The following is a 12,352-nucleotide window of genomic DNA, read 5'->3' on the forward strand; positions in this document are numbered from 1 at the left end:
GTTTCTTACAAACGCGAAGTCAAACCGGTTGCATGGGCGCCTTTGTTCCCGGGGAAGCGGGCTTGAGCTCCTCCAGGACACGCTTCTTGAGGGCCAGCAGTTCCACGCGCTCCGACAACAGTTGCCGCGTCTCTTCCGTGAGGTCGAACGCTCCCGGCGTCTGCTCTGTCGCGCGCTTTATATAAGTGAGCCGCTCATCGATGCGCCGCACCATGATTTCCCGGCAGATGGCGAAGAACGCATGCTCGAGCTCCTGGCCTTCCGAGGGGAGCTGGCGCCAGGACGTTTCGATGGCGCGCTTCACGGACTCGGCTGCTTCGAAGAGCGCATCCTGGGTGCCCTGGCCCGACGTGGCATGCGCGAGCGCCATGCGCAGTCCCATGTGGGACAGCTCGTCACAGACACGAAAGACATCCCTGCCGAGCAGGCGAGGCTCCCTCAGCACGGAGGCCACGTAGAGCGCCTCCATGGGCGGGGGCGGCTTCTCGGGCAGCGGGCGAGCGGGCGCGGCGGGGCCGCCCTCATGCGAGGCCGAAGCGGCGGGCTTGGGCGTGGGGGGCACCTTGCTGCGCAGCGCGGCCTCCACGTCCGCGGAGCGCCAACCGAAGTGCTCCGCGAGGGCGGAGAAGAGCGACGAGCGCACCAGTCCCACGGGCACCTGCGCCGCCACGGGCTTGAGCCGCTCGAGTGCCGCCATCTTCTCCTCGAAAGACGCCCCCTTGCCCTGGGGCAGCAAGGAGGCGAACAGGTAGGCGGTGAGCGGTTGCGCGCCTTCCAGCAGCCGCTCCACACCCTCCGCTCCCTCTCGACGCGCGAAGACGTCTGGATCATCCCCCTGGGGCAGCAGCGCCACCCGGGCGGTCGCCCCGGCGGCGAGCAGCGGACCGGCGAGTCGCTCCACCGCCGCGATTCCCGCCGAGTCCCCGTCCAGGAGCAGCACCAGCTCCCGGGCCTCGCCGCGCTTGAGCACCTGCATGTGGCCGGGGGTGAGGTTGGTGGAGCACAGCGCCACGGCATGGCGCACGCCCACCTGATGCAGGCCGATGCAGTCGAAGTAGCCCTCCACGAGGACGGCGGCCTTGCGCTTGCGGACCTCGTCGCGCGCCTGGTCCATGCCGAACAGCGTGTCGCTCTTGTTGAAGAGCCGGGACTCGCGCGAGTTGAGGTACTTGGGCCCTTCCTCGGCGCCGACGAGGCGGCCACCGAAGGCGATGGGGCGGCCCTCCGGCGCGCGGATGGGCACCATCAGCCGGCTGCGGAAGAAGTCGTAGCAGCCGTCTCCCGTGTTTCGCTTGAGCACCAGCCCGGCCTTCATGGCCCAGTCCAGCATGCCTGTCTTTTGAAAGCGCTCCGCGAGCGTGCTCCAGGCGTTGGGCGCCCAACCCAGGCCGAAGGACTGCGCCGTCTCTTCCGACACGCCACGACTGGCGATGTAGGCCCGCGCGGAGCGGCCCTCGTCCTGCCAGAGGGTGGCGCGGAAGTGCTCGGCGGCCAGGTCCGTGGCCTCCTTGAGCTGCTGGCGCTCGCGCATGCCCGGGTCCTGCTGCGCCTCCAGGTCGATGCCCAGCTCGCGCGCCAGATCCCTCACCGCGTCGAGGAACGTCTTGCCCAGGTAGCGCTGGACGAAGGACACCGCGTCCCCGCTCGCCCGGCAGCCGTGGCAGAAATAGAAGTGCTTCTCCGGCACCACGTAGAAGGAGGGGGTCTTCTCCTGATGGAAGGGACAGCGCCCCTTCCACTCGCGGCCCGCCTTCTTCAGCTCCACATGTCGGGAGATGAGGCCCACGAGGTCTACACGCTCGAGGACTTCCTGGATCTTGTGTTCCGGAATCACGTCGGCCACCCCTCGTCCCGCACCTGGGCGGGCGCACTCCCGACATCCTGGCAGCCGGGCCTGACGTCGCCCGTCTGGTCGCCAACCCGCTGGATCACCCCGCCCACGAGGGCGAAGGACCGGCGGCGGGGGGCGGGAAGGATGGCTGGGGACACGTTGGGGCTCCTACGGCCCGGACGGCGCCTCCCTGGAAGGGGTGGGGCGCGCGCGACGGACTGGCCCTGGCACTTAATGACGGGGAGACGGGGGAGCAAGTTTCCGCTCACCCCAATCCCATCCACCCGAGGGGCCGCGGGAGCAAGCGAGCGACCCCGAACGGGTGGGAGACGGCTTCAGGAGAGCTTCGCCAGCTGGGCCTTCACGGCCTCGGAGATGGCTCGGCCCTCGGCCTTGCCCTGGATCTTGAGGGTGAGGTTCTTCATCACCAGGCCCATGTCCTTGGAGCTCGTGGCACCCACCTCGGCGATGGAGGCCTGGACGGCGGCGGCCAGCTCGTCGGGGGTGAGCTGCTGGGGGAGGTAGCTCTGGAGGATGGCGATTTCGGCCTCTTCCTTCTCCGCCATCTCCGGCCGGTTGCCGGCCTTGAACTGCTCCACGGAGTCGCGACCCTTCTTGATGAGGCCGGCGACGACTGTCAGCACACCCGCGTCATCGAGGGCGGAGGCACCGGGCTCCACTTCCTTGTATTTGATGGCGCTCTTGATGGCCCGAATGACGGTGGTGCGCGTCTCGGTCTTGGCCCGCATCGAGTCCTTCAGGTCCGCGTCGAGCCGTTCCTTGAGGGTTGCCATATATGCGACTCCGCTGGGGTGGTGGTTCGGGGGGGACTGGACGACGGGAGCCAGGGCACCTGACTGCTCGAGGGCGCCCCGGCTCTCACGCCGGCCTCGCAACTAGAACGACTTGCGGGCCTTCTTCACCGCGCGCTTCTTGGCGGCGAGGGCCTTCTTCTTCCGCTTCACGGAAGGCTTCTCGTAGTGCTCGCGCTTGCGGATCTCGGAAAGGATTCCGGCCTTTTCAGTGGCCTTCTTGAAGCGCTTGAGAGCGCTTTCAATGGATTCTCCCTCTTTCACTCGGATACCGGGCATGAGTTCACCTCCTTCCGCCATGCGTCAATGTGTGTGTACTTCAAAAGGGGAGCGGGTATGTCCCAGCGAGAGGCAAAACGCAAGGACGCAGGAGGGAAAAGCCCGGGGCGGATGCACTAGAATGTCCGCTGCGTGAGCCCTGCCCTCCTCCTGATGTTACTGCTGGCGACCGGTCAGCGTGGCGGCACCGGGACGACCGACTGCTGGAACTCCTGCCAACGGCACGTGGCGGACCGGGCCCTCCGGGGCCGCGTGTGTGGCTCCTGCCTGTCCGGGGGACGGGTCGACTCCTGGGTGGCGTCCCTGGGCACGGTCCGGCCGACTCCCCGCGACGCGCTCGCGTCTTCCCGCAAGGACGAGGACTGGCGGGTGCGGTGGGCCTCGGTGCGGGCCGAGGCGAAGGGGAAGGGGATTGCCGAGCGCCGCGTGCTCGCGGAGTGGGTGGCCAGCACGCCCACGTCGGCGGATCTGCAGGCGTGTCTCACGGCGGCACGCGCGGCCGCGGAGGCGGATCAATCCTCGGCGACGTTCCTTCGAGAGGCCGGAGCGCGGGGGCCCGAGGCGGCGGCTCGGGTATGGGCTCGCCGCGAGGCCATCCGGCAGGCGTTGGAGGTGGAGTTGTACTCGGAGGACCCGCGCGCGCGAGGATCGGCGCTCGCCCACCTGGGGACGTTCATGGGGCGCAAGCCGGCGCGGCTGTTGCTCGATGCCACGGCCTCCAGGCCGGAGAGCACGGACGTCATTGGCGCCAGCGCGTTGAAGGCCGTGGCGCTGCGACAGCGCACCTCGGTGGGGCGCCTGTTGCTGGAGGAGGCGAAGCCCGCGGACGCGGTGCTCGTGAACCGACTCTTCGCCGTGTACTCGCGGGAGCTGGAGGAGCTTCAGCCGGAGCTGACGGCGCCCGAGCCCCGTCGCCGGGATTCGGCGGTGCTGTCGTTGGGCGTCTATGGACCGCTGGCCCGCAGGGAGATGGAGCGCGCGCTGGAGGACGCGGACCCCAAGGTGCGTGGCTCCGCGGCGCGGAAGATGGCGGAAGCGGAGGGCACGTCGCTGCGCGTGGCCGCCGAGCGTCGGGTGGAGGGGCGCGACGCCGCCGTGTCCCGGCCGTGGCTGGAGGCCATGGTGCGGGAGAAGGGCTGCGCGGGCTTCTTCCTGGATGTGGCGGGCAACCCGAGGATGCCCGCGGAGCTGAGGGGCCAGGCGCTGGCGTCACTGGCGGACTGTCGTGAGAGCGAGAACGAGCGGGTGGAGACGCTGTCGCCCTATCTGCGCGACTCGCAGCCCGTGATTCGGGCCGGGGCGGTGCGCGTGTTGGGCTCGATGTCCGTCCGGAGACCCGAGGTGATGGATGCCACCACGCGTGCGCTGGAGGACGACGCGCCGGAGGTGGTGGCCGCCGCGCTGGCGGTGGTCGCGGGGCAGCGCCAGTCGACGCGGGGGGACGCGGCCGCGGAGCTGCTGGGCTCGGAGCACCCGGTGGTGCGCGCCGCCGCCGCCCGGGCGCTGGAGGCCATTGGCCGCGCCGTCCACGTGAAGGTGCTGGCGTCCTGCCTGCGCGAGGACCCGGTGCCGGATGTCCGGGTGGCCGCCGCGCTCGCCCTGGGCCGACTGGGCGGGCCGCATGCCGCCGCCGCGCTGTCCGACGCCGTGGCTCGGGACGGGGATACCCACGTCCAGCACGTGTCGCGCGAGGGATTGCGGCGGCTGGGCTTCGGGCCCTGAGCCGAACTCAGGGGCCGCTGATGGCCTTGGCGTCCGAGCGGTTCCGACCCGCGCGCTTGGCCCGGTAGAGGTACTTGTCCGCCGCGGCGATGAGGTCCTCGGGCTGGGAGAAGTCCGAGTCCAGCAACGTCGCCACGCCCAGGCTGATGGTCACCTTGATGGGCGTGCCGCCGAAGACGAAGTCCGCCTTGTCCACCGCGTACCGGCAACGCTCGGCGCAGGCGAGGGCCTGGTCCTCGGCGGACTCGCGCAGCATCAGCGCGAACTCCTCGCCGCCATAGCGCGCCAGCAGGTCCTCGGTGCGCACGGTGTCGCTGACCCGCTGGGCGATGCGCGTCAGCACGTAGTCACCCGCCGGGTGCCCGTACGCGTCGTTGATCTTCTTGAAGTGGTCCACGTCGAACAGCACCAGCGACAGGTTCACCCGGTGGCGCAGGCAGTAGCTGAACTCCTTGCGCACCGTCTCCAGGAAGTACTTCTTGTTGTAGACGCGGGTGAGGCCGTCGCGCGTCGCCGACTCGTAGATGCTGCGCTGGTACTGCTCCTCCAGTTCGTCCTGGATGGAGAACTTGAGGACGGTGTTGGAGCCAATCTGGATCTTGTCGCCGTCGTAGAGCGGCGCGGCGTTGACCTTCAGGCCGTTGAGGTACGTGCCGTTGGTGCTCGCCAGGTCCACCACCTGGAAGCGCCCGTCGCCCAGCGCCACCACCTTGGCGTGCTTGCGCGAGATTCCGTCGTCCTCCACCTGGAACTGCGCCTCGGAGCTGCGCCCCAGCACCACCTCGGAGCGGTCCAGCTTGAACATCCGGCCGATGCCCGCCGCGGACTTGGCGCTGATGACGATCAGATAAGCGCTCTGCCGCTGGCCGTTGCCCAGCAGGTCCGAAATGGAATGGACGGAAGTTTTCTCCTCGGACATCGCGCCACCCATCTTACGGGCCGTTTTTTCATGGCGGCAAGCATGCTGCCGGCTTCCTTGCCGGCAACCCTCGCCTGGATTGGACTCACCGCGTTGGTTTGTGGCTCCGGCGACCCGGGGGTTCCACTGTCTTGCGTCCGACGGTCAGCTCCCCGGCCACCGGTGTCTGGATGAAGCGCGCGAGCGCCTCCGGAGAGCGGGGGTGATAGGCCAGTCCCTGCATCAGCTTCACCAGCGCCGCCGAGGGCGTCAGGTCCGCGCCGCCCACGGCCCCCTGGGCCAGGGCCGCCGCTCCAGATTCGTAGAGACTGAGATCCACGCCGTTGCGGTGGGCCTGACTCACCACCACAACGGGCACGCCGCGCTCCCGGGCCTGGGTGAACAGGGGCAGGAGCGAGCGCCCGAGGGCCGGGTCGATGGGGAAGTTGCCGGCTCCGTACGCCTCCAGGACGAGTCCCCGGACATGCGGCAGCAACTGCAGGGGCAGGGCGGGGTCCAGCCCGGGGTAGACCTTCAAGAGGAAGACGCGCGGATCCAGCTTCTCGTACAGGCGGAAGGGGCCCTTCGACCGCAGTCCCGGCTCGAATGTCGCGTCCACGCCCAGGGTGCCCAGCACGGGGCAGTTCGGACTCTCGAAGGCGTCGTACTCGGACACCTTCACCTTGCGCGTGCGGTTGCCCCGGTAGAGGTGCGAGTCGAAGCAGATGGTGACCTCGCGCGGCCCCTGCAGCGCGGACAACACCGCGTCGATGAGGTTGAGCCGCGCATCCGAGCGGACCTCCCCCAACGGCCGCTGGGAGCCCGTCAGCACCACGGGGCAGGGCGGGTTGCGCAACATGAAGGACAGCGCGCTGGCGGTGTAGGCGAGCGTGTCCGTCCCATGGGTCACCACGGCCCCGTCGAAGTCCTTGAGCTGCTGGTGCAGGTGGGTGGCCATGCGCTGCCACAGCTCCGGCTGCATCTCCGAGCTGTCCACGTTGCTGATCAGCTGCAGCTCGATGTCCGCGAGCTGGAAGAGCTCCGGGACGCGGGCCTTGAGCGTCTTGAAGAAGGCAGCGGGGCGCAGGGCGGATGGCCGACCTCCGGCCATCCCCAGCGTGCCACCGGTATGCAGGAGCAGGACTCTGGGCATGATGGGCAAGGGTGCTTCCCTGCCAAGGCTTGCGTTGCTTTACAAGCCCCGCGAGCGTGGCTAAGACCCGCCGCGTGCTCCTCTCCTGCTGGAAGCGTGTCATTCCCCTGCTGGCCGCCGTGGCGCTGACCAGCTCGGGCTGCAAGAACCCGGAGGGCTCCGCGCCCGCCTCGAACCCGGCTCCGGCCGCCGCTCCGGCTCCCGCCGCGACTCCGCCGCCGCCCCCGGCCCCTCCGGCCGCCGCCCCGACGGACCCCGCCGCGGCCCTCTCCGGCATCCCGGGCATGGACTTCTCCTCGCTCTCCGCGGCCTCCAAGCGGGAGCTGGCCACCGTCCTGAGCGACGAGTTCTGCTACTGCGGCTGCCCGCACACCCTGGGCGCCTGCCTGAAGTCGCACAACACCTGCCGCCACGCCAAGCGCATGGCCCGGGTGGCCGCGCGCATGGTGTCCGAGGGCAGCCCCGCCACCGAGGTCATCGTCCAGCTGTCCCAGTACTACGGCGCCTTCCGTGAGCAGCGCGCCCAGTTCAAGGTGGACGACCGGATGTGCATGGGCGCTGTGTCCGCCCCGGTGACGGTCGTGGAGTTCTCCGACTTCGAGTGCCCCTACTGCGCCAAGGCCCGTCCCGTCCTGGAGGCCTTCGCGAAGAAGAATCCGGCCCAGGTGCGCTTCTGCTACCTGCCGTTCCCCCTGTCCAACCATGTCAACGCGGTGCCCGCGGCGCAGGCGGCCCTGTGGGCGAGGGATCAGGGCAAGTTCTGGCAGATGCACGACGCCCTCTTCACCCACCAGGAGAACCTCAAGCCGGAGGCGCTGCCCGCGCTGGCGAAGGGGCTGGGGCTGGACGGCGCGAAGCTCGCGGCGGTGCTCAAGTCGGACGCCTACAAGCAGGAGCTGGAGGGCTTCCGCAACCAGGGCCGCGCGGCGGGCCTGTCCGGTACGCCGACCGTGTACTTCAACGGGCGCGCGCTCGACCTGAGCTTCATCCAGGAGGACCTGCTCAACCACAGCCTGGAGGATGAGCTGGAGTGGGTGAACAACAAGAACGCCTGGGCAGCCGACTGACACGGAGATGACGCAAAGGTTCCGCATCGACGCGGGGCAACTCGTCCCCGAGGATCGCCAGAGCCCCTCTCCATTGACGGGGCGCTCGGGGACGTACGCGCTGATGCCCACGTCCCCGGACCTGCTCGTCTTCTCCCGGGGCCCGAGCGAGGGTGGCACCATCGCCGCGCCGCGCGTGGTGCTCTCCGGTGACGCGGGCGGCTTCCCGCTGTCGGACCTGATGGCCTTCCTCAGCCAGTCGCGGTGGAGCGGCATCATCCGCGTCCACTCCCCTGGCGGCGAGCGCTCCGTCACCTTCCGGGACGGCGAGGTGCGCGGCGCCTCGTCGGACGACCCCGCGGACCGGCTGGGCGAGGTGTTGGTTCGCCTGGGCTACGTGGACCGCACGCAGGTGGAGGCCGCGCTCAAGGGCCAGCCCCCGTCCAAGGTGGGCCGCGCCCTGGTGGAGAAGGGCTTCCTGCAGGCGCACGACCTCTTCAAGTGCGTCACGCATCAGGTGAGCGAGATCTTCCACGCCATCGTCCTGTGTCGGGAGGGGAGCTTCTTCCTCATCGACCAGCCGGTGGATGAGAAGGCGAGCCACTCCATCCAGCTCTCGACCCAGAGCCTGTTGATGGACAGCATCCGGAAGATCGACGAGATGGCGCACTTCCGGAAGCGCATCCCCCATGGCCGGCTGTACGTGGCGCGCAAGCGTGCCTCGGATGGGAAGCTGGAGGAGGATGAGGACCGGGTGCTGGGGCTGCTCGACGGCCGGCGCACCATCCTGGAGCTGGGCCACGCCGCCCGCCTGTCCGAGTTCGACATCACCAAGGTCGTCTTCCGGTTGCTGGAAGGCGGCTTCGCGTCGCTGACGGACAAGCCGCTGCTCGTGCCCGCCGGCCCCGTGCCGACGGTGGGGCCCACCGGGGCCCAGACTCCGGCCACGCCCGTGCCCGCGGGCCCAGGGCGTCCGGTCGCGAGCGCCGCTCCGGCGGTGGACCCTCGCCCCGTGGCGCGCGTGTTCAACTTCATCTTCCGGGAGATTCGCGACGAGGTGGCCAAGCAGGGCATGGACCGCGAGTTCATCGCCGCCGCCAACGCCGCGTTGTCCGGACAGGCCTTGTCGTCCTCTCCCGTGCTGGAGGGCCTGGCCTTCCAGTCGGATGGGAGCCTGGCCGAGCCCCGATTGATGGATGCCTTCGAGCGGCACCGCGCCCAACTGGGCAGCGAGCCGCTGGCGTCCTTCAAACAGGCGCTCAGTGACGTGATGTTCTTTTTGCTGTTCCAGGCCGGTGAGCTTCTGGAGTCGCGCGCGGACGAGGACCTCGCCCGTCGCGTGAAGGAGCTGCTGGCGACGCTCGAGGGGCCGTGACGACGGATTCGGATTGGCCGCGGTTGACGGCGGATGTGCCTGGTTGTGGTGGTGCCTTCAAGCTGGTTCCCGAAGACTTCGAGGTCGAGGAGCTTCCCGCCTACCAACCGTCGGGCGAGGGAGAGCACCTCTACCTGTGGCTGGAGAAGCGCGGCCGGGACACGCGCGAGGTGGTGCGCGCGCTGGCCTCGTCGCTGGGCGTGTCCGAGGACGACATCGGCGTGGCGGGGATGAAGGACCGGCAGGCCGTCACGCGGCAGTTGCTCTCGGTGCCCGCGCGCGCGGAAGCGCGACTGGGGGAGTTCGCGCTGGAGGGTGTGCAGGTGCTGTGGTCGAAGCGGCACGGCAACAAGCTGCGCACCGGCCACCTGCGGGGAAATCGCTTCAAGCTGCGCCTGCGGGGCGTGCGTGACGTGGAGGCCGCGCGAGAGTGCTTCTCTCGACTGTCCGCGGGCGGTGTTCCCAACTACTTCGGCGAGCAGCGCTTCGGCCGTGCGGGAGACAACGCGGACCTGGGCCGGTTGCTGGTGCTGGGGCAGCGGCTTCCGAAGCGGCCCGAGCGCTTCCAGCGCAAGCTGTACCTCTCCGCCTTCCAGTCGCGCATCTTCAACCGGGCGCTCGCGGAGCGCGTGCGTTCCGGCACGCTGTCCACCGCGCTGCTCGGTGATGTGCTGCGCAAGGAAGAAACGGGCGGCCTCTTCGTGTGCGAGGCGCCGGACGTGGATGGTCCTCGCGTCGCGTCGTTCGAGGTGAGCCCCGCCGGGCCGTTGTTCGGCCCGAAGATGACGGCCGCCACCGGCGCGGTGGGCGAGTTCGAGGCGAGCCTGCTGGTGGGAGAGGGCGTCACGCCGGACGACTTCAAGCGCGGTGGGGGCGAGACGGAAGGAGGGCGCAGGCCGTATCGCGTCCGCCTGGGCTCGCCCGAGCTGACGCCGGAGGGCGAGGACCTGTGGCTCGCGTTCGAGCTGCCCCGGGGCGCGTACGCCACCGAGGTCCTCCACGAGCTGCTGAAGGACGACTGACGTCCTCTCGCCGGGGTGATGCCCTGGCGCGAAGCCTGATGGGGCTCGCCCGCGCGGGCCCTTTCGTCCGCGACTCCTCTGGGATGTTGTGCGCGCGCGTGACGTCGAGGGCAGTGGATGCGCTGAAAAGCAACGCGCCATCGGGGCACTTCGCGGAGGCGCTGGCCGTGCATGCCCCGGCCTTGGGGGGGCTGCGTACGCGGGACACCCGTCGCGCGCACCGTGCGCGGCGAGCGTGAATGCCCCTGCCTTGGGGTGGGGGACCGCCTGCTGCCTGACTTCGGCCGGGCGGAGAGAGGCTCGGTGTGAAGCCCTGGCGGGCCGCTTGCCCGTGCCTGCCGCCGAGGACAACCCACGCGCTGAAAAGCGAAGCGCCTCCTCGGGACGGAAGCCCGGGAGGCGCTGGTCCTGCTTGCCCCGGCCTTGAGGTGGCCGGGGCGGGGCTGCCTACTGCGTGACGATGTTGAACTCCGTGCGGCGGTTCTGCGCACGGCCCGCCTTGGTGGTGTTCGGCCCGATGGGACGCGTCTCGCCGAAGCCCACCGCCTCCATGCGGCCCGGGTCGATGCCCTTGCGCAGCAGCTGCGCCATCACCGCGTCGGCGCGCTTCTGCGACAGCTTCAGGTTCGACTCGTCCTTGCCGAGCGAGTCCGTGTGGCCCTCGATACGGACCTTCTGGATCCACGGCGCATCCCTCAGGGCCGATGCCACGTCCTCGAGGATGGCGGTGCTCTGCTTGCCGATGATCTTCGCGGAGCCGGACCCGAAGAGGATCTGCTTCTTGATTTCAATCCGGTCCTTCTTGATGACGACGTTCTTGTACTGCTTCGGGCAGCCGCGCTCTTCCTTCGTGCCAGGCGCATCCACGCACGCATCGAGTCGGTCCACCACGCCGTCATTGTCCGTGTCCTTGTCCGCGCAGCCGCTGTTCTCCGGCGGACCCGCCTCGGTCGGGCACTTGTCCTGCGCATCCGCCAGGCCGTCCGCGTCGTTGTCCAGGTCCGGGCAGCCGTCCTCATCCTGGAAGCCGTCCTTGTCCTCGGGCTCGTCGGGGCACTTGTCCTGCCCGTCGTTGACGCCGTCGCCGTCCTTGTCCGGGCAGCCCATGTTCTGCATGGAGCCCGTCTCGTTGGGGCACTTGTCCTGGGCGTCGACGATGCCGTCGTTGTCGTTGTCCAGGTCCGGGCAGCCGTCCTCGTCCTGGAAGCCGTCCTTGTCCTCGGCCTGGTCCACGCACTTGTCCAGCGGGTCGACGATGCCGTCGCCGTCGCGGTCCTTCGGCGCCTCGGCCGGGCAGCCCTGGTTGTCGGCGACTCCCGCCAGCACCGGGCACTTGTCGTTGGCGTCGAGAACGCCGTCGTTGTCGTTGTCCGCGTCGGGGCAGCCGTCCTCGTCCTGGAAGCCGTCCGTGTCCTCGGCCTGGTCGGGGCAGGGGTCGTCCTTGTCCAGCACGCCGTCCCCGTCGCTGTCCGTCTCCTCGATGCGGACCACCACCTGGGGCTGCTGCGGCTTGGTCTCCGTGGGCTGCTGCGGCTGCTGCGGGGCCTCCGGGCGCTCACGCACCAGCACCTGGCGCGGACCGCAGTTCTTCGACAGCTCCAACGCCCGGTCCACCGCCGTGTCGGCGACGCGGACGTGCGAGGCGGCGCGGCCGCTGTTGCCCTGGCTCAGCTCACCCTTGGCGAAGTCGAGGTAGGCCTCGGCGGTGGCCAGTTCCACCGGGGCGCAGCGCAAGGCGCCGCTGCGGCGGGCCCGCTCGACATCCGCGGCGAGCACCTGGGTGTCCGCGCGAATCTTGCTGCCGCTCACACAGCCGGCGACCAGGAGGAGGGACAGCAGCGCTGCAAGGGAGGGACGCGTCATCGGGAGCGCTCGGTGCGTCACGGGTTCGGGGTCCGTTCGCCAGTGCCAGTGTCGGAATCGCTGCCAGCCACGGACATCGCCTTCTCGCGGGCTTCATTGGCGAAGCGGGAGGCCTTCACCGCGAAATCCACACCGGCTTGATAGTCGGAGTAGCCAACCTCCTCGCGAGCCTTCTCCAGATACAGGTTGGCGGCGGTCCACTCGTACGGGGCCAACTTGTCGGCCCCAGCCGTGCGCGCTGCCTGAATCTGGACTTCGGCGTCGAGGATGTTCGCGGTGGACTTCACGGGGCCGCACGCGGTGAGCGCCCCCGCCACCGCCACCAGCACCGTCAGGTTCTTCATAGGGTGG

11 protein-coding genes are annotated in these 12,352 nt (G+C 69.6%); 4 read left to right on the forward strand and 7 right to left on the reverse strand.

Annotated elements, in window-relative coordinates:
* Nucleotides 1-19 precede the first annotated feature (19 nt).
* From dnaG to rpsU, 3 genes are all read right to left on the reverse strand, one after another.
* Nucleotides 20-1,834, reverse strand: a complete 1,815-nt coding sequence (gene dnaG, locus HUA75_RS04845; protein ID WP_174485663.1) for a DNA primase — start codon at nt 1,832-1,834, stop codon at nt 20-22.
* Between the two features lie 332 nt (nt 1,835-2,166).
* Entirely contained in the window at nt 2,167-2,625 is a 459-nt protein-coding gene (locus HUA75_RS04850) for a GatB/YqeY domain-containing protein (protein ID WP_174485664.1), read from the reverse strand.
* Between the two features lie 102 nt (nt 2,626-2,727).
* Nucleotides 2,728-2,922, reverse strand: coding sequence for a 30S ribosomal protein S21 (gene rpsU, locus HUA75_RS04855; RefSeq protein ID WP_002614080.1), 195 nt, complete (start codon nt 2,920-2,922; stop codon nt 2,728-2,730).
* 153 nt (nt 2,923-3,075) lie between these two features.
* Between rpsU and HUA75_RS04860 the strand changes: the two genes are divergently transcribed.
* Nucleotides 3,076-4,644 (forward strand): HEAT repeat domain-containing protein, encoded by a 1,569-nt coding sequence (locus HUA75_RS04860; protein ID WP_174485665.1) that lies wholly within the window; start codon nt 3,076-3,078, stop codon nt 4,642-4,644.
* A gap of 7 nt (nt 4,645-4,651) precedes the next feature.
* On the opposite strand, the gene HUA75_RS04865 is transcribed toward HUA75_RS04860, so the two are convergent.
* Nucleotides 4,652-5,563: a GGDEF domain-containing protein gene (locus HUA75_RS04865; protein ID WP_141644120.1), complete on the reverse strand. Its 912-nt coding sequence runs from the start codon at nt 5,561-5,563 to the stop codon at nt 4,652-4,654.
* Nucleotides 5,564-5,648: 85 nt separating this feature from the next.
* Nucleotides 5,649-6,695, reverse strand: coding sequence for an asparaginase (locus HUA75_RS04870; protein ID WP_141644119.1), 1,047 nt, complete (start codon nt 6,693-6,695; stop codon nt 5,649-5,651).
* Between the two features lie 56 nt (nt 6,696-6,751).
* On the opposite strand from HUA75_RS04870, the gene HUA75_RS04875 reads away from it, so the two are divergent.
* Genes HUA75_RS04875 through truD form a run of 3 tightly spaced genes read left to right on the forward strand, consistent with a single transcriptional unit; the run spans nt 6,752 to nt 10,138 of the window.
* Complete coding sequence (locus HUA75_RS04875; protein ID WP_371746057.1) at nt 6,752-7,762, forward strand: DsbA family protein; 1,011 nt, start codon at nt 6,752-6,754, stop codon at nt 7,760-7,762.
* A gap of 7 nt (nt 7,763-7,769) precedes the next feature.
* A complete protein-coding gene (locus tag HUA75_RS04880) occupies nt 7,770-9,116 on the forward strand; it encodes a DUF4388 domain-containing protein (RefSeq protein WP_141644118.1) in 1,347 nt (448 codons plus the stop codon).
* Nucleotides 9,113-10,138, forward strand: coding sequence for a tRNA pseudouridine(13) synthase TruD (gene truD, locus HUA75_RS04885; RefSeq protein ID WP_141644117.1), 1,026 nt, complete (start codon nt 9,113-9,115; stop codon nt 10,136-10,138). Before HUA75_RS04880 ends, truD begins: the two co-directional genes overlap by 4 nt.
* A gap of 447 nt (nt 10,139-10,585) precedes the next feature.
* Here the strand turns inward: truD and HUA75_RS04890 are convergent, their stop codons facing one another.
* Both HUA75_RS04890 and HUA75_RS04895 read right to left on the reverse strand, forming a co-directional pair.
* Complete coding sequence (locus HUA75_RS04890) at nt 10,586-12,001, reverse strand: OmpA family protein (protein ID WP_174453407.1); 1,416 nt, start codon at nt 11,999-12,001, stop codon at nt 10,586-10,588.
* A gap of 17 nt (nt 12,002-12,018) precedes the next feature.
* Nucleotides 12,019-12,345 carry a DUF4398 domain-containing protein gene (locus HUA75_RS04895; protein WP_141644115.1) on the reverse strand — a complete coding sequence of 109 codons (327 nt, stop codon included), beginning with the start codon at nt 12,343-12,345 and terminating at the stop codon, nt 12,019-12,021.
* Nucleotides 12,346-12,352 lie beyond the last annotated feature (7 nt).

Origin of the sequence: Myxococcus sp. CA040A (assembly GCF_013336725.1) — a bacterium.
Taxonomy (GTDB): domain Bacteria; phylum Myxococcota; class Myxococcia; order Myxococcales; family Myxococcaceae; genus Myxococcus; species Myxococcus llanfairpwllgwyngyllgogerychwyrndrobwllllantysiliogogogochensis.